The sequence below is a fragment of the Hydrogenoanaerobacterium saccharovorans genome, from assembly GCF_016901815.1.
Lineage (GTDB): Bacteria > Bacillota > Clostridia > Oscillospirales > Ruminococcaceae > Avimicrobium > Avimicrobium caecorum.
The window spans coordinates 96467-121073 of sequence record NZ_JACSNR010000008.1 but is presented as its reverse complement, the minus strand read 5'-3'; the positions used below and the strand labels follow the sequence as shown (position 1 = coordinate 121073).

The 24607-nt window shown below is 60.4% G+C and carries 20 protein-coding genes and 2 tRNA genes; 14 read left to right on the top strand and 8 right to left on the bottom strand.

Annotation, left to right across the window (positions count from 1 at the left end; all coding sequences use genetic code 11):
* Positions 1–19: 19 nt before the first annotated feature.
* Both mutY and H9X81_RS08915 read left to right on the top strand, forming a co-directional pair.
* Positions 20–1060, top strand: coding sequence for an A/G-specific adenine glycosylase (mutY, locus tag H9X81_RS08920; RefSeq protein WP_204721384.1), 1041 nt, complete (start codon positions 20–22; stop codon positions 1058–1060).
* A 291-nt stretch (positions 1061–1351) separates the two neighbouring features.
* Complete coding sequence (locus H9X81_RS08915) at positions 1352–1579, top strand: hypothetical protein (protein ID WP_204721382.1); 228 nt, start codon at positions 1352–1354, stop codon at positions 1577–1579.
* Between the two features lie 92 nt (positions 1580–1671).
* Here H9X81_RS08915 and mnmE read toward each other — a convergent pair whose 3' ends face one another.
* On the bottom strand, positions 1672–3042 hold the full coding sequence (gene mnmE, locus H9X81_RS08910) for a tRNA uridine-5-carboxymethylaminomethyl(34) synthesis GTPase MnmE (RefSeq protein ID WP_204721380.1): 1371 nt from the start codon (positions 3040–3042) through the stop codon (positions 1672–1674).
* 1 nt (position 3043) lies between these two features.
* The gene (yfbR, locus tag H9X81_RS08905; protein WP_191391946.1) at positions 3044–3652 is read right to left on the bottom strand and encodes a 5'-deoxynucleotidase; all 609 of its coding nucleotides are present in this window, start codon (positions 3650–3652) and stop codon (positions 3044–3046) included.
* A 454-nt stretch (positions 3653–4106) separates the two neighbouring features.
* Between yfbR and H9X81_RS08900 the strand changes: the two genes are divergently transcribed.
* The 8 genes from H9X81_RS08900 to H9X81_RS08865 all read left to right on the top strand — a co-directional run bounded on the left by H9X81_RS08900 (position 4107) and on the right by H9X81_RS08865 (position 11852).
* Positions 4107–6629: a YfhO family protein gene (locus H9X81_RS08900; protein WP_204721378.1), complete on the top strand. Its 2523-nt coding sequence runs from the start codon at positions 4107–4109 to the stop codon at positions 6627–6629.
* On the top strand, positions 6616–7611 hold the full coding sequence (locus H9X81_RS08895; protein WP_204721376.1) for a glycosyltransferase family 2 protein: 996 nt from the start codon (positions 6616–6618) through the stop codon (positions 7609–7611). Before H9X81_RS08900 ends, H9X81_RS08895 begins: the two co-directional genes overlap by 14 nt.
* An 81-nt stretch (positions 7612–7692) precedes the next feature.
* The gene (locus H9X81_RS08890; protein ID WP_204721374.1) at positions 7693–8925 is read left to right on the top strand and encodes a hypothetical protein; all 1233 of its coding nucleotides are present in this window, start codon (positions 7693–7695) and stop codon (positions 8923–8925) included.
* 350 nt (positions 8926–9275) lie between these two features.
* Complete coding sequence (locus H9X81_RS08885; protein WP_204721373.1) at positions 9276–10589, top strand: glycosyltransferase family 2 protein; 1314 nt, start codon at positions 9276–9278, stop codon at positions 10587–10589.
* Between the two features lie 166 nt (positions 10590–10755).
* A complete protein-coding gene (locus H9X81_RS08880) occupies positions 10756–11163 on the top strand; it encodes a MarR family winged helix-turn-helix transcriptional regulator (RefSeq protein WP_204721372.1) in 408 nt (135 codons plus the stop codon).
* Between the two features lie 4 nt (positions 11164–11167).
* Positions 11168–11593 (top strand): AEC family transporter, encoded by a 426-nt coding sequence (locus tag H9X81_RS08875; RefSeq protein ID WP_177503458.1) that lies wholly within the window; start codon positions 11168–11170, stop codon positions 11591–11593.
* A 65-nt stretch (positions 11594–11658) separates the two neighbouring features.
* Positions 11659–11734, top strand: a tRNA-Thr gene (locus tag H9X81_RS08870).
* Positions 11735–11767: 33 nt separating this feature from the next.
* A tRNA-Tyr gene (locus tag H9X81_RS08865) sits at positions 11768–11852 on the top strand.
* Positions 11853–12399: 547 nt separating this feature from the next.
* Here the strand turns inward: H9X81_RS08865 and H9X81_RS08860 are convergent.
* Both H9X81_RS08860 and H9X81_RS08855 read right to left on the bottom strand, forming a co-directional pair.
* Positions 12400–13260 carry a hypothetical protein gene (locus H9X81_RS08860; protein WP_204721371.1) on the bottom strand — a complete coding sequence of 287 codons (861 nt, stop codon included), beginning with the start codon at positions 13258–13260 and terminating at the stop codon, positions 12400–12402.
* A 5-nt stretch (positions 13261–13265) separates the two neighbouring features.
* The gene (locus H9X81_RS08855; protein ID WP_204721370.1) at positions 13266–14438 is read right to left on the bottom strand and encodes a CapA family protein; all 1173 of its coding nucleotides are present in this window, start codon (positions 14436–14438) and stop codon (positions 13266–13268) included.
* 173 nt (positions 14439–14611) lie between these two features.
* On the opposite strand from H9X81_RS08855, the gene H9X81_RS08850 reads away from it, so the two are divergent.
* Positions 14612–15937: a serine hydrolase domain-containing protein gene (locus tag H9X81_RS08850; protein WP_191392053.1), complete on the top strand. Its 1326-nt coding sequence runs from the start codon at positions 14612–14614 to the stop codon at positions 15935–15937.
* Between the two features lie 78 nt (positions 15938–16015).
* Here H9X81_RS08850 and H9X81_RS08845 read toward each other — a convergent pair whose 3' ends face one another.
* The 4 genes from H9X81_RS08845 to H9X81_RS08830 are packed head-to-tail and all read right to left on the bottom strand — an operon-like array spanning position 16016 to position 20469.
* Complete coding sequence (locus tag H9X81_RS08845; RefSeq protein ID WP_204721369.1) at positions 16016–17074, bottom strand: hypothetical protein; 1059 nt, start codon at positions 17072–17074, stop codon at positions 16016–16018.
* A gap of 2 nt (positions 17075–17076) precedes the next feature.
* Positions 17077–18093, bottom strand: coding sequence for a phosphodiester glycosidase family protein (locus H9X81_RS08840; protein ID WP_204721368.1), 1017 nt, complete (start codon positions 18091–18093; stop codon positions 17077–17079).
* Entirely contained in the window at positions 18086–19162 is a 1077-nt protein-coding gene (locus H9X81_RS08835) for a bifunctional glycosyltransferase family 2/GtrA family protein (RefSeq protein WP_204721367.1), read from the bottom strand. Before H9X81_RS08835 ends, H9X81_RS08840 begins: the two co-directional genes overlap by 8 nt.
* The gene (locus tag H9X81_RS08830) at positions 19159–20469 is read right to left on the bottom strand and encodes a PIG-L deacetylase family protein (RefSeq protein WP_204721366.1); all 1311 of its coding nucleotides are present in this window, start codon (positions 20467–20469) and stop codon (positions 19159–19161) included. Before H9X81_RS08830 ends, H9X81_RS08835 begins: the two co-directional genes overlap by 4 nt.
* Positions 20470–20692: 223 nt before the next feature.
* Here H9X81_RS08830 and H9X81_RS08825 point away from each other — a divergent pair, with 223 nt between their 5' ends.
* Genes H9X81_RS08825 through H9X81_RS08815 form a run of 3 tightly spaced genes read left to right on the top strand, consistent with a single transcriptional unit; the run spans position 20693 to position 24591 of the window.
* Positions 20693–21964, top strand: a complete 1272-nt coding sequence (locus H9X81_RS08825; protein WP_204721365.1) for an NAD(P)/FAD-dependent oxidoreductase — start codon at positions 20693–20695, stop codon at positions 21962–21964.
* The gene (locus tag H9X81_RS08820) at positions 21957–24077 is read left to right on the top strand and encodes a molybdopterin-containing oxidoreductase family protein (protein WP_204721364.1); all 2121 of its coding nucleotides are present in this window, start codon (positions 21957–21959) and stop codon (positions 24075–24077) included. The genes H9X81_RS08825 and H9X81_RS08820 overlap by 8 nt, the downstream gene beginning before the upstream one ends.
* A gap of 4 nt (positions 24078–24081) precedes the next feature.
* On the top strand, positions 24082–24591 hold the full coding sequence (locus H9X81_RS08815; protein WP_177502949.1) for a 4Fe-4S dicluster domain-containing protein: 510 nt from the start codon (positions 24082–24084) through the stop codon (positions 24589–24591).
* Positions 24592–24607: the final 16 nt, after the last annotated feature.

The window sequence follows — 24607 nt, the reverse complement described above, 5'->3', positions numbered from 1 at the left end:
GTTTGAAATGGAGGGTATTATGGCAGATTATTCCCGACTTTCCCGGCTCCCGGTGCCGCTGCTCGAGTGGTACCGGGGCAACCGCCGCATCCTGCCCTGGCGGGAGGACCCCCGGCCCTATCGGGTGTGGGTATCGGAGATCATGCTCCAGCAGACCCGTGTGGAGGCTGTGCTGCCCTATTATGAACGGTTCCTGCGGGAACTTCCGGATATTCCGGCCCTGGCAGCCGCTCCGGAGGAACAGCTCCTGAAACTCTGGGAGGGGCTGGGGTATTACAGCCGGGTGCGGAACCTTCAGAAGGCAGCCCGGACGGTCTGTGAGCAGTACGGTGGTGAGCTGCCCGGCGACTATGAGGCGGTGAAGGCGCTGCCGGGCATCGGCGAGTATACCGCCGGAGCCATCTGCTCCATCGCCTTCGGACTGCCCACCCCGGCAGTGGACGGCAATGTGCTGCGGGTGGTGTGCCGCATCACCGGCGATGAAACCCCGGTGGACTCCCCGGCGCTCAAGCGGAGGTGCCGGGAGGAACTGGCGCCGCTCTATCCGGAGGGGGCAGCCGGGGACTTCACCCAGGCGCTCATGGAGCTGGGGGCGATGGTCTGCCTGCCCGGCGGCGCGCCCCGGTGCGGAGAGTGTCCGGCACGGGAGTTCTGCGCCGCCTGTGCCTCCGGGGACCCGGAACGCCTGCCGGTGAAGCCCCCGAAAAAGCCCCGGCGGATCGAACAGCGGCGAGTGTGGGTGGTGCTCTCCCCGGCGGGAGTGCTGCTCCACCGCCGCCCGGGACGGGGGCTGCTGGCGGGGCTCTGGGAACTGCCCGGTGCCCCCGAGGGCGAAGGCTTCCCGCTTGGCTGGGAGACCCCGGCCGGAGCCGAGCCCATCGGCACCGCCCGGCATATCTTCTCCCATGTGGAGTGGCAGATGGAGGGTGAGCTGTGGCGGCTCCCCGAAGCCCGGGAGCTGCCCGAGGGCTGGCGCTGGGCCGATGCCGCCGCCCTGGCAGGGGAGGTGGCACTGCCCTCGGCCTTCCAGGCCTTCCGGGGCTTCCTGCCCAAGGCATAATAATAAGAAAGGACAGGCGGTCTGCCTGTCCTTTCTGCTTTTTGGGGAGATGTGCCCCTGTATGGCGTGCCGCCCGCTGCCGGCAGCTGGCTTTTTGCTGTGCAGGCACCCGGTTTTCCCGTATGGGACTGGCGGTGCAAGCTCTCCGGCAAATTCCCGGCGCACTCCGTCCGGGAACGGGACTGTTCGCTTCTATGCTTCCACACACCTGAGAGTCGGGAGTTCGCATTCCCGGCATACTCCACTGCTGGCGATGGGCTTTTCTGCTGTGCGGGCACCCGGCTTTCCCGCATGGGGCTGGCGGGGTATGCGCTCTCCTGCGGCTATGCGCCCCATACCGCCGATGGCGTCGGGGAGCTGCTCACCGCCGCCCCGGAGGGGACTGCCTGGCGGGCGGAGAACCTGCGCCTGACCCGTGCCGCCGAAGCCCTGGCGGACACCGTGCCGGAAGTCCTGCCCCTCAGCGACCGCTGGGACGACCTCTGCACCCTGGCACTGGTGCTGGGCCAGCGCCGGTGAGCGCCCCTGACCCCCCTATTCCCATAAAACCGAAAAGCCGGAGCCTCCCTTTTCTGGGAAAGCCCCGGCTTTCTTTTTATTATGGCACAGGCTCACTTGCCTACGCAGAAGTTCGCGAAGACCTCGTCCACCACCGCATCGGTGACCTGGCGTCCATCCAGTTCCAGGAGGGCTTCCAGAGCCTCATCAATGCAGATGTTCACCGCGTCCATGGTCATGCCCATGCGCTGGGCATCCAGAGCCTCTTCCACGGCACTGCAGGCCCGGCGCACACAGCCCCGCTGACGCTCATTGGCAAGCATGGGGGCAGAGGGGTCCACCGCGCCCAGCGAGAGAGCCTCCCGCACAGCGGTGTCCAGTTCCGCCAGACCGGTTCCCTCCCGGGCCGACAGGGTGACACAGTGGGTGAGCTGCTGACGCACCCAGTCCTCGTCTCCGCTCTGGCCCAGGTCGGACTTATTGAGGATCGCCACCGCCGGACGCTCCCGCAGCGAGAGCACCAGTTCCCGGTCCTCATCCGAAAGGGGAGCGCTGCCGTCCAGCACCGCCAGTACCAGACTGCTCTGTTCCAGTTTGCCCCGGGCACGGGTGACGCCGATGGCCTCCACCGGGTCATCGGTGGTGCGCAGACCGGCGGTGTCGGCGATATTCAGCACCAGCCCCCCGGGCAGACGCACGGTTTCCTCCACAATGTCCCGGGTGGTGCCGGGAATATCGGTGACAATGCTGCGGTCATATCCGGCGAGCAGGTTCATCAGGGTGGATTTGCCCACATTGGGCCGCCCTACAATGGCAGTGGGGATTCCTTCCCGGAGGATTTTGCCGGTGTCGAAAGTGTCCAGCAGATGCCGCAGTTCTCCGGCGCACCGGGAGAGGGTCTCTTCCAGGTGGGTATCGGTGAGCTCCTCGATCTCATCGTCGGGGTAGTCCACCCAGGCGCTCATATGGGCAGCCAGCAGGGTGAGGTCGGCACAGACTGCCTGAGTCTTTCTGGAGAGGGCGCCTTCCCGGGCTGCCATAGCCGCACGGCTGGCATCCGCACCCGAAGCGGAGATGAGATCCATTACCGCTTCGGCCTGGGTGAGGTCCATTTTGCCGGACAGGAAGGCTCGCTTGGTGAATTCACCGGCCTGAGCGGGGACAGCGCCGTGGTCGAGCAGGAGGCGCAGCACCCGGGAGAGCAGCCAGGGGCCGCCATGGCAGGAGAACTCCACCACATCTTCGCCGGTGTAGCTTCTGGGGGCGGTGTAGACATAGACTACTACCTCATCCACCGGTTCGGAGCCGTCCATCACATGACCATAGATGGCGGAAAAGCCGGGGACATTCTGGATGGTGCGTTTGCCGATGGGCCGGAATACCGAAGCGGCGATGGCTTTGGCATCGGGGCCGGACATCCGCACCAGGCCGATGGCACCGGCGGACATGGGGGTAGAGATTGCGGCAATGGTGGGATTATTCATCTTAAAAGTCCTCCTGAGTCTGGAGTTCGTCCAAAGTTTTTTCGAAAGCGGGGATAAAGTCCCGCAGGAAGCAGTCAGCTTCGGGCAATGCCATGGCAGAGATGGCCTCCCGGGTCTGGGCAGCAGCCCGGCGGAACTCAAAATTGCCCTGCCGGGTCTCCTCCATGCACTTCACCAGGGCGGAGAAGCGGTCTGCCGCCTTGAGATAGGGCAGGTACCGGGCATATGCGCCGGCGGGCAGCAGATAGGGGGCATAGTCCTCCCGGAGATCGGCGGGGAGCAGGTCCAGCAGGCTCTGGCAGGAGGCAGCTTCCACGGCCTTGTAGGCTTCGCTGATCTCGGCGCTGAAGTATTTCACCGGGGTAGGCAGGTCGCCGGTGAGAATCTCAGCGGCATCGTGATAGATCGCCAGCAGCACACCGGTGCCCAGATCCAGGGGTTCCTCCCCGGGGGTGAGGAACCGGCGGTTGTGCAGCGAGAGCAGGGCGTGCATGAAAAAGGCGGTATCGAGGCTGTGCTCACTGAGATTTTCGTCCCGGGTGCTGAACATCAGGCCCCAGCGGCGGATCAGTTTCATCCGGGCGAGCATGGCAAAAAAGCGGTTCTGCATGAGGTTTTCCTCCGGCGGTGAAATAATTCCGGCAAAATATGCCACTCTATTGATACAGGGAGAGCCGTTCCAGTGGCTGCAAAGACAGATATGATACCCTATTATACCATGGAGTGTCAACGGAATGGTATAATTGGCCATTGGGACGGGAGCAGGCGAAGCCTGCGGATCGTCCGGCCATAAAAACAAGTATAATAGCCGCCTTGCGGCTATTATACCATGGAGTGTCAACGGAATGGTATAATTGGCCATTGGGACGGGAGCAGGCGAAGCCAGCGGATCGTTCGGCCATAAAGACAAGTATAATAGCCGCCTTGCGGCTATTATAGCACCTTTTTATAAAAAGGAAAACGCCGGGGGAAAATACTGCCCGGGTCTATGGCGCAGAGCATTGGGATTGTGCTATACTGATAGATAACCAAAATCCCGATGGGAACAGACAGGGAGGAACCGTATGCAATCGGAACAGACACAGATCCACACACAGCCCGCACGCCGCAAGCTGCCCGGATGGCTGCTGGCCTTCGGCATTGCGCTGCTGGCGGCGGGAATCATGTTCCTGCCCTTCATCATCTATGAAAAGGGGAATTTTTTCTTCTTCGGGGACTTCAATGTCCAGCAAATCCCCTTCTACCGCATGGCCCATGATGCCGTGCGTTCCGGGGAAGTGCTCTGGAACAGCTATACCGACCTGGGCGCGAACTTCATTGCGTCATACAGTTTCTATCTGCTGTTCAGCCCCTTCTTCTGGCTGACCCTCCCCTTCCCCAGCGAGATGGTGCCCTATCTCATGGCACCGCTCCTCATGCTCAAAACCGCCTCGATGGCTCTGACTTCCTATTTCTATATCCGGCGGTTTGTGCGCACCGATGAGTATGCCATCATCGGCAGCCTTTGCTATGCCTTTTCCGGCTTTGCCACCTATAATATCTTCTTCAACCACTTCCATGAGGCCATGGTGTTCTTCCCGCTGCTGCTCATCGGCGTGGAGGAACTGGTCCAGAACCGCCGCCGGGGCGTCTTTGCGCTGGCTGTGGCGGTGAACTGCATCGTCAACTACTGGTTCTTCATCGGCGAAGTGGTCTTTGTGGTGCTGTATGTATTCCTGCGCATGACCGACCGCAGCTGGGGTATGACAGTCAAGCGGTTCTGTGCCGTGGCACTGGAATCGGTGCTGGGCCTCTGCCTTGCCATGGTGGTGCTGCTGCCGTCGGTGCTGGCGATTATGGGCAATCCCCGCACCACCTCGGATAACCTGCTCTATGGCTGGAACTTCTGGATCTATTCCACGGTGCAGCGTATTCCCCAGATCCTCCAGACCCTCTTCTTCCCGCCGGAACTCCCCAGCCGTCCCAACTTCTTCCCGGACGGCGGCGCCAAGTGGAGTTCCCTGTCGGCCTGGCTCCCACTGTTCGGCGTGTCGGGGACAGCAGCCTTCCTGCTGGCGGCCCGGCGCAGCTGGCTGAAAAAACTCCTGTTCACCTGCCTGTTCATGGCACTGGTGCCGGGACTCAACAGCGCCTTTATCCTCTTCAATAACTCCTACTATGCCCGGTGGTTCTATATGCCGGTGCTGCTCATGTGTCTGGCCACTGCCACTGCCCTGGAACGCCGGGACATCGACTATGTCCGGGGGGTGCGCTGGTATGCCGGCGGTGTATTGCTGTTCATGGTCGCCTGCGGCCTCACCCCCTCCAAAACCAGCGAGGGAGAGTGGAAACTCGGCCTCATGGAGGAACCCATCCGCTTCTGGCTGGTCTGCCTCATTGCGGTGTGCTGTGTGGCGCTCACCCTGTGGATCGTGCGCCAGCTGCGCAGAAATCCCGCCTTTGTACGCACTGCCATCGCTCTCACGGCGGCGGTGGGCTGTCTGCATGGCATGTTCTTCATCGGCAGCGGACGGCTCTACGGCACCAGCGGCAGCTTCCTGCGGGAACGCGCCCTGGCTGGCTATGACAGCATTGCCTTCCCCGGTGAGGACGAGGACGAATTCTTCCGCCTGGATCTCTACAACACCCTGGACAACCTGGGTATGTACTGGCATGTGCCCAATATCCAGGCGTTCCATTCCATTGTTCCCAACTCCATTATGGAGTTCTATCCCTATGTGGGCGTCAAGCGGGACGTATCCTCCAAGCCGGAGGTGAACAACTATGCCCTGCGTCCGCTGCTCTCGGTGAAGTACCTGGCAGTATCCCAGTCGGAAAAGGACGCTGAAAACCTCATGCCCGGCTATACCTTCAGCTTCTCCCAGTTCGGGTATGACTTCTATGAGAATGAAAACTATCTCCCCATGGGCTTTGGCTATACCACCGGGGTGCGGCAGTCGGTGCTGGATACCGCGCCGCTCTCGCTCCGGGCCAATGTAATGCTCGAGGCAGTGGGACTGTCGGAGGAGGCCATGGAGCGCAATGCCGATATTCTCACCGAGCTGGAATCCATTGACTATGCCTCTCTCAACGCCAGCGGCATGGAGGAGGCTGTGGAGGAGCGCCGTCAGTACACCTGTGATACCTTTGCCTTTGACAAGACCGGCTTTACCGCCACCTGTGACCTGGACGAAGATGTGCTGATGTTCTTCTCGGTGCCCTATGACAGCGGCTGGAGCGCCACCGTAAACGGCGAACCCGTGGTGATCGAAAAGGCCAGTGTGGGCTTCATGGCGGTGCGGGTACCGGCAGGGGAAGCCGAGATCCGCTTTGAGTATATGACCCCGGGCCTGATCCCCGGTGCCTTTGTATCGGCGGGCGGCCTGGTGCTGCTGGGCGTCTATCTGCTGGTGATGCGCCGTCAGGACCGGCGGGCCGCTGCCGCGGACCCGGTGCCTGCCAGCTTCCGCAGCCTGCGGGAGCACCGGGAGGAGAGCATCCAGTCCGCGCAGACCGTGCTGACTCCGGAATCCCCGGCGCCGGCTCTGGAACAGCCCGAACCGGAGACCCCGGACGGGAAGGAGGAACAAGACCATGAGACCGAATAAACTGTATATGGTGATCCCCTGCTACAATGAGGAGGAAGTGCTGCCCGAGACCGCCCGGCGGCTGCGGGAAAAGCTGACCGCCCTGATGGAGGCGGGGACCATTTCACCCGAGAGCCGGGTGCTGTTTGTCAACGATGGCAGCAAGGATCATACCTGGGAGATCATTGCCCGGCTGCACCAGGAGAACCCGCTCTTTTCGGGGGTGTGCCTGTCCCGGAACCGGGGGCATCAGAATGCGCTGCTGGCGGGCCTGATGACCGCCCGGGAACGGTGCGACATCACCATCTCCATGGACGCTGACCTCCAGGACGACATCGAAGCCATCGACGGCTTCCTTAAAAAGTACCAGGAGGGGTGCGAAGTGGTCTATGGTGTCCGGTCCAGCCGGACCACCGACACTGTATTCAAGCGCTCCACCGCCCAGGGCTTCTACAAGCTCATGCGGCTGATGGGCACCCCGGTCATCGATAACCATGCCGACTTCCGGCTGATGAGCCGTCCGGCGCTGGATGCCCTCGCCCAGTTCGGGGAAGTGAACCTCTTCCTCCGGGGGATTGTCCCCATGGTGGGCTTTAAGAGCGGCATCGTGGAATATGAACGCCATGAGCGCTTTGCCGGTCAGAGCAAATATCCCCTGGGGAAGATGCTCTCCTTTGCCTTTGACGGTATCACCTCCTTTTCCACCATGCCCATCCGGCTCATTACCCTGGCGGGCTTCGGAATCTTTGTGGTGAGCCTGCTGGCTCTGCTGATCTTCCTGGTACAGAAGCTGCTGGGCTATACCGTCCAGGGCTGGGCTACCCTGATGGGGTCCATCTGGCTCATCGGCGGCCTGCAGCTGCTGGCACTGGGCATTCTGGGCGAGTACATCGGCAAAATTTACATGGAAGTCAAGCACCGGCCCCGGTTTGTGATTGAACGGGTGCTGGACGATTCTCCGGCAGGCGAAACACTGCCGGCAGACCGGAACGGCTGGAAATAACCACCGCTGGCACAGTCCGCCGGGATATGATAGCATAGAGAGCAGAGGAGCTGCCGGCGGGCAGAGAAGTGAGGTAGACGTATGGCAAAACGAGAATGGAACGGTTCTGCCCGGATCTGGGGCGGGATTCTGGGAGGCGCTGTGGTACTGGCAGTGCTCCTGGCCCTGGCAGTGCAGAATTTCACCGCGCAGCCGGCAGGTCCGGCACAGGAGAGCTCCATGGGATCGGAGAGCAGCAGCCTGTCCTCCGGTTCGTCCTCGGAGGAGGAGAGCAGCTCCCGGACCGAGAGCGGCGACAGTTCGGAGGAGTCCTCCGAAAGCTCCTCCCAGGCGGAAAAGACCGATAAGATCACCATTACCCAGTCAGGAGAATATGCCGGCATCAATCCCATGAAACAGGTGGTCATCCGCACCGGCGAAGTGACCATCCGGGATATGACCATCACCGGCGATCTGTTCATCATGGACGAAGTCACCGGCGATGTGACGCTGGAGAATGTCACCATTGAGGGCAACCTCTATGTCTATGGTTCCGACCTGCTCACCCTGGATTCGGTGACCGTACCGAATGCCCGGTTCCAGCGGGATAACCAGCAGCTGAATGTCATGGTCAAGAGGGACAGCCAGATCGACAACACCCTGGTGATGTGCGGCGCCACCCTGCGGGAGCGGGCTCTGGGACGGAGCGAAGGCTTTGTGAATATGCAGGTGGAAAACGGCGGCATTCTCATCAAGAACAATATCTCGCTGCTGTCGGTGCATCTGGATCAGCTCACCGTCAACTACAACAGCCGCATCAGCCTGTCCAGCGGCACCGAGATCAAGCAGGCTGACGCCAATGCCAAACTGACCCTGGCCGGCCTTGGCAAGGTACAGGATCTGGTGGTGCGCAGCGACTATGTGCAGTATACCGTCGACCCGGACAACATCACCGTCAAGCGGGGCTATGCCGACCCGGTGAAGGTGGACCAGGAATATGAGGCGGACGAAAACGGGGAGGCCTCGCTGCTGGACACCGAAAGCCTGCAGCTGGACACGCCGGAAGATGTCTGGCTCTATGAGGAAGATGGGTACCTCTGTCTGGAGTACAGCCATGTGGACGCCAATGACGGCTACTATGTGGTGGTATACAAGGGCAGCGACCGTCTGCTGAGCGTTTATACCGATGTGGACGAGGAACAGCTGGTGCTCACCGAAATGGACCCGTCCTGGCAGGGCAAGCGGTTCTATGCCAAGGTCAAGGCGCTGGGCAGCGTCTATGACAGCACCGAGGATTCGGAGTTCGGCGACAGTGAAACCTTCCGTTGGGAATAAAATCGCACTCATATATGTGCAATATGCACATAAAACCATCTGATTCTATGTGCATATAACATAATAATAGAAATTTTACATCTGACAAAGAAACAGCGAAGGCTTTTGCGGATTGCATAAAACCAGGCGCTGTTTTTCGAAGGAATCTGACGAAATGCCGGGTAATTTTCCAGAAATATGAGAGTTTTCCCAGAATTAACCTGAATTTTACGGGAAAAGCACGGGAAAATCGAGGTTTGACATTGGGGGAGCGGGTCACTATAATCAGTATGACACCCCGTAAAGATGGAATGCAAGTTTGGAAAGCGGGACAACAACTGTCCTGACGAGTGAAAATTGGAGAGAGTGGAATGCTGGAACTGATTTCGTATTTTAATTTCGTGCTGGCGCTCACCATCAGCGCGGCCTATTTCTATCAGCTGGTTTATCTGATGTATGGTCTGGTAAGCCTGCGCAAGCCCTGGATCTTTGTGGCCCAGAAGCAGCACCGGTACGCGGTGATGATCTCGGCAAGAAATGAGGAGGAAGTCATCGGCGAGCTCATCGGCAGCCTGACCTCCCAGAACTATCCCCGGGAACTGCTGGACATCTATGTCGTAGCCGACAACTGCACCGATGATACCGCGGGCGCGGCCCGCCGGGCCGGTGCCACTGTCTATGAGCGGTTTGATACCGTTCACAAGGGCAAGGGCTATGCACTGGGCTATCTGCTCCATGAGCTGAAGGCCGACATCGGTGAGAGCGGCTATGACGGCTTCTTTGTCTTTGACGCCGACAACATCATTGCCCCCAACTTTGTCAATGAGATGAACAAGGTATTTGATACCGGCGATTATCAGGCTCTCACCAGCTACCGCAACTCCAAGAACTTTGCTGATAACTGGATCAGTGCCGGTTATGGCCTGTGGTTCATGCGGGAAGCCCGGTTCCTGAACTTCCCCCGGATGCTCATCGGTACCAACTGTGCCATTTCGGGCACCGGATTCCTGATCTCGGCGGAAGTGGTACAGCAGAACGGCGGCTGGCCCTATCATCTGCTCACCGAGGATATTGAGTTCTCGGCAAACTGTGCCCTCAAGGGTCAGCGGATCGGCTACTGCGAAACCGCTGTCCTCTACGACGAGCAGCCGGTCACCTTCAAGCAGTCCTGGGATCAGCGTCTGCGGTGGTCCAAGGGCTTCTATCAGGTGGACTTCAAGTATGGCCTGTCCCTGCTCAAGGGCTGCTTTACCAACAAGACCAACAAGTTCTCCTGCTATGATATGCTCATGACCGTAGCACCGGGCATGCTGCTCACTCTGGTGATGCTGGCAATGAACCTGATGCTGCTGGTGACCTGCTTCACCGAGCCGGCCTATATTGCCCGCCGGATTTTCCATGAGGCCAGCGGCGCTGTGATCTCTGCCATTGTGATGTTCTATATCAGCCTGTTCACCTTTGGCGCGGCTACCACCATCACCGAGTGGAAGAAGATCGCTGCCACCACCAAGCAGAAGATCTTCTATACCTTTACCTTCCCGCTGTTCCTGTTCACCTATGTGCCCATTGCCATTGTAGCCCTGGTGCGCAAGGTGGAGTGGCGGCCCATCAAGCATACTGCCATGAGTGCTGCTCAGGTACCGGGTATGCGGTCTGCCATGGCAGAGGAAGCCACACGGAGCTGACCTCCGCTGCAATCTGAATCGTCTTTCCAAAAGCCGGATATGCGTATCCGGCTTTTTTTGTTATAATAAATCTGTGAAATGCGGCCTGATAATTGGAATCTTAAATGTTATGATTCTAATTGTGATAAGAGGAAAGGGGAAAAACCGGATGACTTATCATCAGTTGATGTTGGAGAATCAACAGCTTCTGGCACGGAAACTGCTGGAACGGGTAGCGGAAGAAGGGCTGTCCAGCGGACAGCCCAAGGTGCTGGAATTCCTGCTGGAACACGATGGCTGTATGCAGAAGGAAATTGCCCATGCCTGTTCTGTGGAAGCGGCATCGGTGACTTCGCTGCTCAATAAAATGGAGCGGGACGGTCTGGTCCAGCGGAAGATCCCACAGGATAACCGCCGGGTCAGTCAGGTATGGCTCACCGAGGCCGGCAGACAGAAGGCACAGATGGTCCGTGATACCTTTACCAGGCTGGAGGAAAGACTGTTCCAGGGCTTTACTTCCAGGGAAAGACAGTCGCTGCTGGATATGCTCCAACGGATTCAGGAAAATCTCAAAGAGGATGGGAGCAGAGAATAATTTCATGGAGTATGCACAGATCGTATTTTATCAGCTGGTCATTTTTGTAATTTACGGGGCCATTGGTGTGGCAGCTGTAAAGGGCGGAATCCTGGACGAAGCAGGACTGCACGCTGTTTCCCGGGTGGTGATCAAGGTCACCCTGCCGGTGATGCTGTTTACCAATACCGTATCCGGCGTCACCCGGGAAAGCCTGCTGGAATCGCTTCCGGTCACCGGAGCCACCGCTGTGATGTATCTGCTGCTGGCGCTTCTGTGCTGGGGCATGAGCCGTGCTTTTGGCCTGCGGGGCGATAAGGCATCGGTATTCATGGCCTCCACCATGTTCGGCAATGTGGGCTTTATTGGAATCCCCATCATTGCCATGCTGTTCCCGGAACGGGGAATGCTGTACATTGCGGCATTTACCATTGTGGATCAGCCTGAATAAAAAAATTCAAAAAAAGGCTTGACACTGGTAGATGGTTATGATAAAATAGCATTTGTCGAAACCAAGCTGGTGTAGCTCAGCAGGTAGAGCAGCTGATTTGTAATCAGCAGGTCGGGGGTTCGAAGCCGTCCACCAGCTCCACAAAACGATCCAGCTTCGGTTGGGTTTATATATGGGAGAATTCCCGAGCGGCCAAAGGGGGCAGACTGTAAATCTGTTGTCACTGACTTCGATGGTTCGAATCCATCTTCTCCCACCAAACAAAAAGCACCCAGAAGGGTGCTTTTTTTGTTTGGTGGGACTGACTTCCGGTGGAAGTCAGCCGCCTGCGGGCGGGAATTCCGCTTCGCTCAAATGTGGCAGGAACCTGCGGTTCCCCCACAAACGCCCCGTGGCCTGCGGCCACAGACGGCTTCGCCGACCGCTGCGGCGGGAATTCCGCTTCGCTCAAATGTGGTAGGAACCTACGGTTCCCCCACAAACGCCCCGTGGCCTTGCGGCCACAGACGGCTCCGCCGACCGCTGCGGCGGGAATTCCGCTTCGCTCAAATGTGGTAGGAACCTACGGTTCCCCCACAAACGCCCCCTCCCTGACTGTGGAGGGGCAGGCTGGAAATCCAGGATGCCTTTTTGTTGGGCGGGGCTGGCTGTTGCTGGAAGCTGGTTGCTGTGGGAAGGGCAGCCGCTTCGCTCAAATGTGGCAGGAACCTACGGTTCCCCCACAAACGCCCCCTCCCTGACTGTGGAGAGGGAGGGGGCGGCAAAGCGGTCAGAAAGATTCTCCCTCTTAAATAAAAAGGCACGACTCAGGTCGTGCCTTTTTCTGCGTTTTCAGCTTTCTGGGCGGCGGCATCTTCGGCCTCTACCCAGGCTTTGTAGGCGGCGTCTGCCTCCCGGATCCGCTCAGCCAGCCCATCCGGTGTGATCTCCGACACAGGAAAGAGCGGCGCGGCAATATAATCCTCCGGTTCCCGGCTGTTCTCCTGCCGTTCCAGCGAGAAGTCCATCACTGCGTACCGGATACCGGCCTCCTCGGTCAGTTCATGGATTTTCAGCATGATGGAAGCTGCCGTTTCGGGGGTGAGATCCTCGTTTACTGCCCGGACATTGAGCTCTCCGGCCACAGCACCCAGCTCCGCCAGGTCATAAACTCCATCCACCTTCAGATCCTCCACAAAGATACTGTACTCCTCGGGATACTCCCGGTCGCAGAACCGCAGGTGGGCGGAAACATAGACGCTTTCCCCGGAGACTCCTGGAAGGGAGGCTTTTCCCTCCGGAAAATCCGGAAGTTCCATCACTGTCTTGCCCAGATCGTAATAGTCCTGGGACAGACGGTTCCAGGTATTCCAGCAATTGGGCACCCGATCAGCATAGTCGTGGGAGCGGAAGGTGCCGTCCGGCTCTACATCAATATCAAACCAGTCGTCCATACTCCCCTCCCGGGATACCCGGACTGTATAGCACCCGTTTTTTAGGTTATAGCCGCAGCTCTCGATGGTGTAGGGTTCGCCGGGGAACTGCTCTTCCAGTACCTGACGGGCGGTATTGCGGGCCAGCAGGGCCGAGACCGGATTCCCGTAAAAGGCGTTGATGAAAAAGCCGGTCAGGAAAACCAGCCCCAGCAGGGCGGCAATCCCGAGAATTTTCCGGAAACGACTGCTCATCGGCATCACTCCTCCTGAGATGTTTCCCCGAAGTCCAGGGCAGCCAGCTGGGCCTGGAGATAACTGAGGCTGAACCGGCTGTCATGCTGGCGCACCCCATGGGAGAGCGCCTGGGCCTCGGTATAGCCCTCCAGCGGCAGGATACACAGCCCCGAGAACCCGCTGCCATAATGGGTGACCGTGGGAATGAACTCCGCCGACTCAAGCACAGGAGCCCCCTCCGCTGGGACTGTGATCTCCAGCTGCAGCAGTCCGGCGAGCATATTCTCCGCCCCTACCTGGGCTGAGATGAAATTCCCCAGGGAATAGGCCACATAGCTCCGTCCCCGGCTGGTCTCGATCCATTCGCCGCCCTGGAGCACATGGGAGTGATGCCCCAGGATCACATCGGCGCCGCCCTCTGCCAATTCCGCTGCCAGCTGTTTTTGGGCTTCGGTGGGGACACCGGCTCCCTCGGCGCCCCAGTGCAGGCTCAGCACCACAATGTCCGCCTGTTCCCGGGCCGCTGCCAGCTTTTCGAGGATCGCTTCCTTGTCGCCAAGGCGCAGTACACCGCCTTCGCTGTCCGCCGGCAGTGAGAGCCCGTTGGTGAGCTCGGTGGCGGCAATCAGAGCCACCCGCACGCCGTCCTCATTCTCGATCACAGCGATGCGGTCCCGGTGGGCGGCATCGGCATAGCTTCCGGCAACGGCAGCTTCCGGATGACTGTCCCAGAACTCCTGGGACAGCCGCACCCCGGCTTCTCCCTGGTCGAAGCAGTGGTTGTTGGCAGTGGCAATGAGATTGAAGCCCAGATCCAGCATGGTTTCGCCCACCTCAGGCGGGGAGCAGAACCGGGGATAGTTGGAGAGGGGCAGTTCCGCGCCTGCCAGCACTGTTTCCTGGTTGACGAAGGCAAAGTCCGCCTCGGCAACAATGGGAGCGATGGCCTCATAGGCCGGGGCGAAGTCATAGCCATTGCCGCCGGCACGCCGGGACGCCTGCATCCAGATCACATCGTGGATCAGGTTGTCCCCGGCAGCCACCAGCGTCACCTGACGGCTCACCGGCTCCGGAGCGGATACCGGTTCCGAGGCGGGAGAGCCGGGAGTTTCCCGGTTTTCGGGACCGGCTGACGCACAGCCGCCCAGCATCACACAGACAGCCGCTGCTGCAAGGAATCGTTTGACAGGAACCATGATGATTCTCCTTCCCCCAATGGACAAATTTCACTGTTTTTATCATACCAGACCTGGGGATTTCTGGCAAGGTCACAAGGGAATTGTGTAAAATTCGGGCAATTTACAACTATTGACATTTCCGGACCGATGCCGGATAATGGAAATCAGAATACTGCTGGGGAGGGACTGACATGTTGCGACGGGGGCTTTGTCTGCTGCTGACAGCCGCGCTCTGTCTGACCACCGGCTGTGTTGCCGACCGTGCTGCCATGCAGGCGGAAGCGGAACAGGCACTGCTGGCCCAGCAGGAGGAAGCCCTGCGTCAGGAGGAAGCCGAGCGCCGGGCCCGGCAGGAGGAACGCCGCCGCCAGGCCGGGGAAGTGCTGCACGCCGAGATGGAGGAGATCTGCCGGAAGTATCAGGTGGTGGGCATGAGCCTGGCTGTGTTCGATGAGGAGGGTGTCTTTTACCGGCAGAGCTATGGCTATGCCGATGTGGAGGCGGGAATCCCCGCCGGGGAGGATACCATCTATCGGGCGGCATCGGTCTCCAAGTGTGTGACTGCCCTGCTGGCGCTGGATCTTGCCAGCGAGGGGAAGATTGACCCCGAAGCCCCGCTGCCCAGATTGGGACGGTGTGAGGTGGTTTCCCGTTATCCCGATGCGCCCATCACCCTGCGGCATCTGCTCACCCATACCGCGGGCCTGGCAGACAGCGAAACCTACCGGGAAGCGGTGGCGGAAAAGGTGCTTCCGCCGCTGGGGGAGGTGCTGGAGAGCTGTTATACCGGAGCAAAGCCGGGGACACAGTACTGCTATACCAACTTCGGCCTGGGGCTGGTGAGCGGGGTGATGGAAGCCGTGACCGGCGAGCGTTTTCTGGACTATACCCGGGAACAGGTTTTTGAGCCCATGGGTATGGACGCGGCCTATTCCTATTCCCAGCTCACACACCCCGAGCGGGTCGCTAATATCTATCAGAACGGGGAGTGCACCGTCCGCATGGTGGAGTGGACCGGCATGAGTGCCAAATATACCGTGCTTCCGCTGGGCGAGCTCTATGCCCTGGGGCATGGGGATCTGTTCATTACGGCGGAGGATCTGGCCCGGCTGGGGGCGATCATGGCAGGCTGTCCCGGGGAGGGAGAGGCAGTGGCGCTCAGTGAGGAGTACCGCCTTGCCATGCAGACCCCGCAGTATGAGCGGGAGCTTGCCGAGGGAAGCTATCCCAATGAGCTGTGCCGGGGACTGGGAACCCAGATCACCGACCATCTGCTGCCGGACCGGCGCATGGTGGGGCATCAGGGGAACGCCTATGGTTCCATCTGCGGGCTGTTCTACGACCCGGAGACCCGGACCGGCTTTGCGCTGCTCACCAACGGCGCACTGGGACAGCGCAATGCCGCAGGAGTGTTCCGGCTCAATGAGGACACGGCCCAGGCGGTCTATGCGGCCTTCTTTGGTCTGGAGCGGGAGGAGCCGGACTGTGACCCGCCCGCCCTGGAAGCTGCCTGCTGATCTGCCCTGCACTGCATGAATCAGAACCCCAATACAGCACAAAAGCCGCTCCGGCAAGGGAGCGGCTTTCATTTTTTATTATAGGGTGGCGATGCGTACTGCCTTCCAGCCATTGGCTGTCTTCAGGAAGTCCAGGCGGTAGCGGGAGGGGTAACGGTATTCCCGTGCGCCCCGGTAGACCAGATAGTCAAAGGACAGCTCGGCGGTGAAGGCATTCTCTCCGGCAGAGGTGAGGCTCAGGCGCTGGAGGTTCTCATAGCCATAGCCAGTGTGGTCGATGTACCAGCCGTTATAGAACTCCTGCATGGCCTGCCAGAACTCGGTTCCCGGCAGAAGCAGAGTATTCAGTTCCCCACGCCCGGAATCCGAGCTGATAAAGGCGGCATAGGTTTTGGCGGCCTGTTCTGCCGCTGCCCAGTATTCCCCGGCCTGGGCATCGGGTACCGGCGCCGTCACCGAAACGGTGCGCACTTCCCCCTCGGTGGGAGCAGCCACCGTACAGGCAGAGCCGTCGGCTGTGACAGCGGTGATCTCCGGCTCCATCAGCAGCCCTTCGATGCGGTAGGCTTCCGCCTGGGGTGCCTCGTAGCCCTGGGGCAGCGATTCATACCCCGCTGCCGCCTGACTGCCGGTGCGGTATTCGCTTCCCAGCGGCGTGCCGTTCACCTGTACCGTGCAGCCCTCCGGTGCCAGGATCTCCACCGGCGGCAGGGAGTCTGCCAGGGTGCGCACCTGCCAGCTCCGTCCGCTCTCCGCGGGAGCCGGGGTGAGTATGAGCCGGGACACCTCCCGGCTGCCGTCCATCAGGGCGTAGGTCTGTCCTTCGCCGCCCGAGGTGCGCACCAGCGTGTATTCCTCCGGCAATCCGGCATAGACTTCGGTCAGCCAGGCTGTATAGTCCTCGGGGCGGTCCAGCGGGGAGAGGTCCGCTTCAGCGTCCTGGAGAATGGTCTCCCACTGTCCGGCAGCCGTTTCCTGGAGGTACCGGCGCACTGAGGATTCGGGCGTATTGGATTCGTACCGGTCCAGTGCGAACCACAGGTATCCCAGCAGCGCCGCTCCGATGAGCAGCAGTGCCAGGGCATAGAGGCCGAGCTTCTCCCGGAAGCCCAGCCGGTGTTTTGCAGATGCAGCCATGGTCAGTTCCCTCCTTCGTCCAGCGGCTGGGTGACGATAAAGGCGGTGGGCAGCGGTCGGGAGCCGTAGAGCGAGGCGCATACATTCTGCACTTCGCCGTTATAGACCAGCATGCTCGAGGAACCGCCGTCCAGATTGGCGGCATTCACAGCGCCGTACTGGAGCATGACATCGATGCAGTCCTTGTAGGTGGCGCCGATGCTGTGGGACTGCCGTCCGTCAATGACCAGCATGAGCACAGCGCCGTCGGCCCGCTGTCCCAGGACGGTGCGGGGATTGAGTCCGCCGCCCGAACCGGCGACCTCCATGGCCTTGCCGTTGACAATAAAGGTGGGGCCAAAGGAAACAGCGTCCCGGATGCCCCGGTCCAGGCACTCCTGACCGGTCATGGTGCCCACTACGAGCTGATTGTTCTGATCGAAGCCCACAATGGGCTGGGCGCTGGAAAGTCCGCCGTTGAGGAGCTTGCCGTCCTTGATGACGATGCCCAGGGGCATACCGCCCTTGCCGACACCGCCCTCATCCATGAATCCGCCGCCGTTGATGGCAGCCACGGCATTTTCCTGTTTGGCGAAGTCCTCCACCCGGACGCCCGAGGCCTCCTCGGAAAAGACCGGCGCCACGGCGACTTTGACCCGGGCGGGATCATGGACAATGAGCATCTTGCCCTTGAAGGTGGGGCCGGTGACATCCACCAGCTCGATGGTGTCCTTGGGGACGCTCTCGTCCCGCTGGGCAAAGCCGGTCTGTTCGGTGACCTCAGCGGTTTCCACCACAGCGTTCCGGGCACGGATCTCGGCGATCTCCTCCTCAGAGTAGCATAGATAGGCCAGGAATTTGGCGGCGCTGGTCTCCATCACCGAGCCCACAAAGAGATCCCGGGCGGTGGGAGACGGCCCCTTGCAGACGATATTCACGCCGGCATACACAAAGAGGCACAGAATCCCCAGTGTGGTGCCGAGCACAGCCAGAACCCGGAGCAGCAGCGAGGGCTTATGGTGTTTTTTCGGTTCAGACATGGACAGTTTCCTCCTGTTTACGGGGTTTTACGGCAAAGACCCAGCGGCGCTGGATCTGGAAGCTGGCAAAGAAGAGCAGGGTATCGGTGATGACCTTGGCGGCCACCGAGGGCAGCCCCAGCACAGCTGAGAGCAGATAGACCCCGCCATAACTGGCAGCAGTCTGGACAATGCAGAGCAGGTAGTAGCGCACCATGGCAGGACCAGGGTGTTCCCGGTTTTCAAAGACGAGGGTGCGGTTGGCGGCGAAGTTGCACAGGGAGGAGCAGGCCCGGGCGATCACCGTGGCGCCCAGCAGCCGCAGTTCGGCGGAGAAGCCCCGCAGGAGCCAGTCCATCAGGGCGAAGAGCGCCACATCCAGCACGGTGGAGCCAAGGCTCACCGAGAGAAAGCGGAAAATCTGCCGGTAGATGGCAAGGGAATCCCGGAGGGGATTGAAATGGGAGGTGGCGTTCTGTTCCAGATAGACGGTGCGGATGGGCACTTCCCGGATGGGAATGCCCAGGCGGGAGGTTGCCAGCAGCATATTGGTTTCGAACTCATACCGGTCGCCGGGGACTGTGCAGAGCGCCCGGAGAAAGTCGGTGCCGATGGCCCGCAGTCCGGTCTGGGTATCCGATACCCCTACGCCGCACAGCACCCGGAAGCACCAGATGGTCGCCTGGTTCCCGATGCGGCTGCGCAGCGGCACATCGGCGCCGTCAAACTGCCGCACCCCCAGCACCAGGCTGTCCGGGTGGGCTTCCAGTTCCCTGGCACAGCGCAGGGCGTCGGCAGCGGTGTGCTGTCCGTCGCCGTCCACGGTCACCACGCCGAGATCCTCCCCGGTGTGCTCCAGAAACCATGCAAAGGCGGTCTTGAGCGCTCCGCCCTTGCCCCGGTTCACCTCATGCCGGAGCAGGACGCACTGGGGATAGCCCTCCGCCTGACGGAAGTAAGCCTCATAGTCCGGGCCGCTGCCGTCATCTACCACGATGATCCGTTCAAATCCCGCGGCGGCGAGGTCCCGGAGTACGCCGGCAAGTTTTTCATCCGGCTTGTAGGACGGCACGATGGCTGTCACCTTCATCTCTTTCTCCTCCTTCCATACAGGATCATACCCTCAGCCAGCGCCACGGCGCCCACCATTCCCGCCAGAAGCGTCCAGCCCGGCAGGGTCCGGGTGCGCTCCGGCTCCGGTTCGGACACAGGCTCCGGTTCCGGCTCCGGCTCGGGCGGGAGATAGTCCGAGTAGTCCCCGGCTGCGAGATTCTCAAAGAAATCCCCGCCCTGGGCATCCAGGCCCACCAGCGACCGGTAGAGCCCGAATTTCCGGCAGTCATAGGGGCCGTAGTCCTCCACCTTGAAGAAGGTCTGCTGGGACACATGTTCCGCAAAGCCCAGCCGTGCCATCTCCACAGCGGTTTTGCCCCCAAAGGCGGAGAGGGGCTGGCTCCAGTCCATGACAATGGGATTTTCCGGCCAGAGGTGCAGATAGGTCTTGGGCACATCCCATACGCCCCATTTCTGAGCGCTTTCCGGGTCATAGGACGGGTCGGCGCTCAGTTCCAGCGCCTGCATCAGTGTATCGGCATTGTACATGTGCACCCCGTGCCCGTATTCACCGTTCACATCGTGCCCCACCACCACCTCCGGCTTGAAGCGCCGGAGCTGCTGTACCTGCCAGGCCACCGCCTCCTCCTCGTCGTAGAGGGTGCGGGCATAGTCCAGGCTGTCGGCATACTGGTCCACAAAGGAGGACATCACCGGATAGTTGCGGATGCCCACCGTCCACAGGCCGTCCAGCAGCTCATGGGGACGGTAGGGTTCCGCCCAGTGGTTGGTGAAGTAGACCACCTGGACCTTCTTTCCCAGTTCGCCGGCATAGTAGGGCATGGTGCCCCCGAAGAAGAGATGCTCGTCATCGGCATGGGTGGGCAGCACCAGCAGGTCGGCGTCCGCCAGCGGAGGCTGCCACTGCTGTACCCAGTCGGGGAGTTCCCCCGCGCCGAAGGCATAGACATCACAGCACCGGCTTCCCTCGGGCAGGGTCAGTTCGGCCCGGGTCACCGGGGATTCCAGCGGAAGATACTCATGCAGGAAGCCGTATTCCCCGCCCCAGAGGGTCTGGCTGCCGGCAGTGCCGGTCCAGGATTCGGGCGGACGGTCCCAGATGAGATAGAGCCCGGTGATGGGCTCAGTGCTCTCCACCGTGAGGGTGCCGCCGGACCAGTCCAGTTTGGTGGAGCGGTTCTGGTCGGTCAGCTGCCATACCGAAGTCCCGTTTTCCGCTGTCAGGGTGCAGTCAAGCGGCTGGGCAGGGCTTTGGGCAAAGGCTGGTGTCATACTGCCCAGACAGACCAGTCCGGCCAGCAGGAAATTGAGCATTTTATGCATGGAATCCCCCTCCCTTTGGAAAGCGATTTGTGTAAAATAATGGGATATAACCCCATTTTACCACAGGCGGCACCGGGATACCAGTGAAACGGGGAAATCTTTGACCAAGGGGGCAAAAAATCGGGTTCTCTGGCGAAAAATCCATTGACAGAAACCTGACATACAGCTAAAATGAATGTTAGAATTCTATCTTTTTGACACAGGAGCAGAAAGGAAGGAAATTATGGCAGATTATGCGATCATCGGGTTTGGCTGTGCCGGTTATTACGGCGCCAAGGCCATCCGGGAAAACGACCCGGACGGGACGATCACCGTGTACAGTGAACACGGTTATTCTCCCTACAATCCCATGCTGACCACCTATTATGTAGCCGGGAAGATCCCCTTTGAAGGGCTGTTCCCCTTCGGGGATATGGAGAAGATCCGGCAGGAGCTCCGGCTGGAGGTACATACCGGCGCCCGGGTGGAAAAGGTAGAGGCCCGGAGCCGGACTGTACGGCTGGAAAATGGCGAGAGCCGTCAGTTTGACAAGATCCTCATCGCCACCGGCGCCCATGCCTTTGCGCCCAGCTTCCCGGGACTGGACCCGGAGAAGGCGTTCTATATGCGCACCATTGACGATGCCATCCGGCTGCGGGAGGCACTGGAATCCCACCCCTACCGCACTGCCCTGGTGGTAGGCGCGTCGATGGTGGGCATCAAGGTGGTGGAGCTGCTCAACAACCGCGGCATCCGTACCACCCTGGCGGATATGGCCCCGAGAATGTTCCCGCTGGCAGCCTATGAGTCGGTGTCCCGGGAGATCGAGCGGCGCATCACCCGGAAGGGCGTACATCTGGCACTGGGCAGTGCCCTGGCCTCGGTGGAGGAGACCGGCGACGGCTTTGTCTGCTCGATGACCGACGGCAGCACCGTCCAGGCCGACCTCATTGTGCTGTGCATCGGCACCCGCACCAATGTATCGCTGGTGGACCCGGCGGAAGTGACAGTAAATAAGGGCATCGTAGTGGATCACGATATGCAGACCCCGGTGCCGGGCATCTATGCCGCGGGCGACTGCTGTGAGGGCGAGGAACTCCAGAGCAACACCAGCATGATCATCGGCCTGTGGGCCAATGCCGCCCATCAGGGCGCCACAGCCGGTGCCAATATGGCAGGGGGCAAGGCAGAGTTTGACGGCAACTTCCTGCACAACATCACCCACTTCATGGATATGGACTTCATCGGCTTCGGCGATAACCGGCTCACCGGTCAGGTAGTCACCTCGGGTCATATCGAAAGCGGCCTCTATGTGGAGGCAGTCATCGGAGAACAGGGCCTGGTGGGCGTCAATATCCTGGACAACTACCGGATCAGCGGTACTGTAAAGAACTATCTGTACCGCATTATGGAGAGCGGCGACGCAAAGCTTTCGCCCATTCAGCGGGGCATCCTCATCAAGGAGGGGCTCAAGCCGTCGTTTATTGAGAAGATGGAGGGACGATATCATGGCTGAGATCGATTACAGCAAGGGCAAGATCCCCGGTGCCGAAAGCGGCATTGAGATCCGCCACAGCGTCTGTGACATCTGTACTCCGGGTATGCACTGCGGACTGGATGTCTATGTCAAGGACGGAAAGGTCATCAAGGTGGAAGGCACCCCCGACCACCCGCAGAATAAAGGCAAGCTCTGCACCAAGGGTCTGGGCAACCGCCAGTACCTCTACCGGGAGGACCGTATCCTCACCCCGCTGCGCCGGATGGGAGAACGGGGCGAAGGCAAATTCGAGCCCATCAGCTGGGACGAGGCAATCGATACCATCGCGGAAAAGCTCCTCTCGGCCCGGGAGGAATACGGCGCCCATCGGGTGGCCTTCTATTCGGGATACAGCAAATGGTACCGGTTCATGTTCCGGCGGTTTGCCGGGGACTATGGCAGCCAGAACTACGGCACCGAATCCAGCAGCTGCTTTACCAGCGGCCTGATGGCCTGGCAGCTCACCTCGGGCTATGCCATGCGCACCGACCTGGGCAAGACCAACCTGTTCATCGGCTGGGGCGCCAACAGCTACTTCTCCCGGTACCCCATGATCGGTTCCATGGAGAACGGCAAGAAGCGGGGTATGAAGATCCTCATCATCGATCCCCGCATTACCCCCACCACCCGGCGTCTGGCAGACCTGCACCTGCGTCCCCATCTGGGAACCGATGGTGCCCTGGCTCTTGCCATCGCCCATGTCCTCATTGAAAATGACTGGATCGACCGGGCATACATCGACCGGTATGTCCATGGTTTTGAAGAATATGCCGCCTATGTGCGGGAGTTCACCCCGGAAAAGGGCGAGGAGCTCACCGGCGTACCCGCGGAGCAGATCCGGCAGGCAGCTGCCATGATCCATGAGGCGGGCAGCTTCTGCATCAACGAGAGCAGCGCCCCCATCGGGCACCACCTCAACGGCCTGCAGAACTACCGGGCCATGATGGCGCTGCTGGTGATCACCGGCAATGTGGACCGCGCCGGCGGTCAGCTCCCCGGCCCGCACACCTATATGGAGCGGTACTGCGGCTTTGAGACCCGGGAGGAGCACTTCATGGAGGAACGCTATCCCCATGACGCCCCCAAGGCAGTGGGCGCCGGGCGGTTCCCGCTGTGGTACGACCTGCGGCATGATATGCAGGCCAACGATCTCACCGACAATATCCTGCGCCAGGACGAAAACTCGGTGAAGGTGCTGTTTGCCCTGGGTATGAACTACCGCATGTTCCCCCAGGACGGACGGCTGGCAGAGGCCTTCGGCAAGCTGGATTTCTTTGTGGATGTGGATCTGTTCCTCACCGATACCGCCAAGTATGCGGATATTGTGCTGCCTGCCTGCACCTCCATGGAGCGGGGCGAATTCAAGTGCTATCCCGGCGGCTATGCCTGGTATACCAATCCGGTGGTGGAGCCCCTGGGCGAGTCCAAGTCCGACTGTGAGATTCTCACCCTGCTGGCCCGCCGCATGAAGATGGACGATGAACTGCTCTGCGCCGGCTATGAGGCGTGCATAAAGTATATCATTCAGGATCTGCCCATCACCGTGGAGGAACTGCGTGCCGCCGAAGGCCCCATCAAGGTGCCGGGCGTGACCCCCTATGAGGTCGGCAGCATTCTGGAACGGGGCGTCAACACCCCCACCGGCAAGCTGGAGCTCTACTCCGAGCGCATTGCCGCCCATCCCGAATGGGGACTGGATGCCCTGCCCACCTACCGTCCGCCCTACAATCCCGACCCGGAGCAGTATCCGTTCCTGCTCTGCGCCGGTACCCGTATCCCCAATGCCCTGCACTCCCGTCTGCACGATGTGCCCTGGGAGCGCAGCCTGCTGCCCGATCCGGTGGTGGAGATGAGCATGGAGGACGCCGAACGCCTGGGCATCGAGCTGGGTGACCCGGTGGAGATCACCACCAGTGTGGGTTCGCTCACCTTCCAGGCGCTTCCCACTGCCACCGTGCAGCCCGGGGAGGTCTATATCTATCATGGCTATCGGGAACTGGATATCAACAGCATTCTGGACGGTGCGGCGCTGGACCCCTATTCGGGATTCCCGGCCTATCGCAGCGCCTGCTGCAATGTGAGGAGGAAGTAAGAGTATGGCATGGAAAATTGAACTGGACATCTCCCGCTGCTGTGCCTGCGGAGCCTGTGCCATCGCCTGCATGGATCAGAATGACATCGATCTTTCCACCGGGGTGCGTCCCTATCGTACCGTGTTCCGGGAGGAGACCCGCCGCACCGGCGAGATCCGCTACTATTCGATGGCCTGCATGCACTGCGACAATGCCCCCTGTGTCACTGCCTGTCCGTCGGGCTGCCTGTACAAGGACCCCGAAACCGGCCTGACCCTCTACAACACCCAGTACTGCATCGGCTGTCACAGCTGTGCCATGGCCTGTCCGTTCGGCGCGCCCACCTTCGGACCCGACGGCAAGATGCGCAAGTGTGACGGCTGCATCGACCGTCTGCGTGCCGGTCTGGAGCCGGCCTGTGTGCGGTCCTGCACCTTCGGGGCACTGCAGCTGGTAAAGGCTGACGAGGACCCGGTGCCGCCGGAACATTCGCTGGTGGCCCAGTGCCGGGAACTGGCAGAGAGTCAGAAGTAACCCGCTTTTTACAACT

Excerpts from the sequence above, each read along its gene's own strand:
- H9X81_RS08820 (WP_204721364.1), top strand. The coding sequence starts at position 21,957 with ATGGCTGAGATCGATTACAGCAAGGGCAAGATCCCCGGTGCCGAAAGC.
- H9X81_RS08860 (WP_204721371.1), bottom strand. The coding sequence starts at position 13,260 with ATGAGCAGTCGTTTCCGGAAAATTCTCGGGATTGCCGCCCTGCTGGGG.
- H9X81_RS08900 (WP_204721378.1), top strand. The coding sequence starts at position 4,107 with ATGCAATCGGAACAGACACAGATCCACACACAGCCCGCACGCCGCAAG.
- H9X81_RS08915 (WP_204721382.1), top strand. The coding sequence starts at position 1,352 with ATGGGGCTGGCGGGGTATGCGCTCTCCTGCGGCTATGCGCCCCATACC.
- H9X81_RS08830 (WP_204721366.1), bottom strand. The coding sequence starts at position 20,469 with ATGCATAAAATGCTCAATTTCCTGCTGGCCGGACTGGTCTGTCTGGGC.
- H9X81_RS08890 (WP_204721374.1), top strand. The coding sequence starts at position 7,693 with ATGGCAAAACGAGAATGGAACGGTTCTGCCCGGATCTGGGGCGGGATT.
- H9X81_RS08885 (WP_204721373.1), top strand. The coding sequence starts at position 9,276 with ATGCTGGAACTGATTTCGTATTTTAATTTCGTGCTGGCGCTCACCATC.
- H9X81_RS08875 (WP_177503458.1), top strand. The coding sequence starts at position 11,168 with ATGGAGTATGCACAGATCGTATTTTATCAGCTGGTCATTTTTGTAATT.
- H9X81_RS08815 (WP_177502949.1), top strand. The coding sequence starts at position 24,082 with ATGGCATGGAAAATTGAACTGGACATCTCCCGCTGCTGTGCCTGCGGA.
- H9X81_RS08845 (WP_204721369.1), bottom strand. The coding sequence starts at position 17,074 with ATGGCTGCATCTGCAAAACACCGGCTGGGCTTCCGGGAGAAGCTCGGC.
- H9X81_RS08835 (WP_204721367.1), bottom strand. The coding sequence starts at position 19,162 with ATGAAGGTGACAGCCATCGTGCCGTCCTACAAGCCGGATGAAAAACTT.
- H9X81_RS08840 (WP_204721368.1), bottom strand. The coding sequence starts at position 18,093 with ATGTCTGAACCGAAAAAACACCATAAGCCCTCGCTGCTGCTCCGGGTT.
- H9X81_RS08880 (WP_204721372.1), top strand. The coding sequence starts at position 10,756 with ATGTTGGAGAATCAACAGCTTCTGGCACGGAAACTGCTGGAACGGGTA.
- H9X81_RS08850 (WP_191392053.1), top strand. The coding sequence starts at position 14,612 with ATGTTGCGACGGGGGCTTTGTCTGCTGCTGACAGCCGCGCTCTGTCTG.
- yfbR (WP_191391946.1), bottom strand. The coding sequence starts at position 3,652 with ATGCAGAACCGCTTTTTTGCCATGCTCGCCCGGATGAAACTGATCCGC.
- H9X81_RS08855 (WP_204721370.1), bottom strand. The coding sequence starts at position 14,438 with ATGGTTCCTGTCAAACGATTCCTTGCAGCAGCGGCTGTCTGTGTGATG.
- H9X81_RS08825 (WP_204721365.1), top strand. The coding sequence starts at position 20,693 with ATGGCAGATTATGCGATCATCGGGTTTGGCTGTGCCGGTTATTACGGC.
- mutY (WP_204721384.1), top strand. The coding sequence starts at position 20 with ATGGCAGATTATTCCCGACTTTCCCGGCTCCCGGTGCCGCTGCTCGAG.
- H9X81_RS08895 (WP_204721376.1), top strand. The coding sequence starts at position 6,616 with ATGAGACCGAATAAACTGTATATGGTGATCCCCTGCTACAATGAGGAG.
- mnmE (WP_204721380.1), bottom strand. The coding sequence starts at position 3,042 with ATGAATAATCCCACCATTGCCGCAATCTCTACCCCCATGTCCGCCGGT.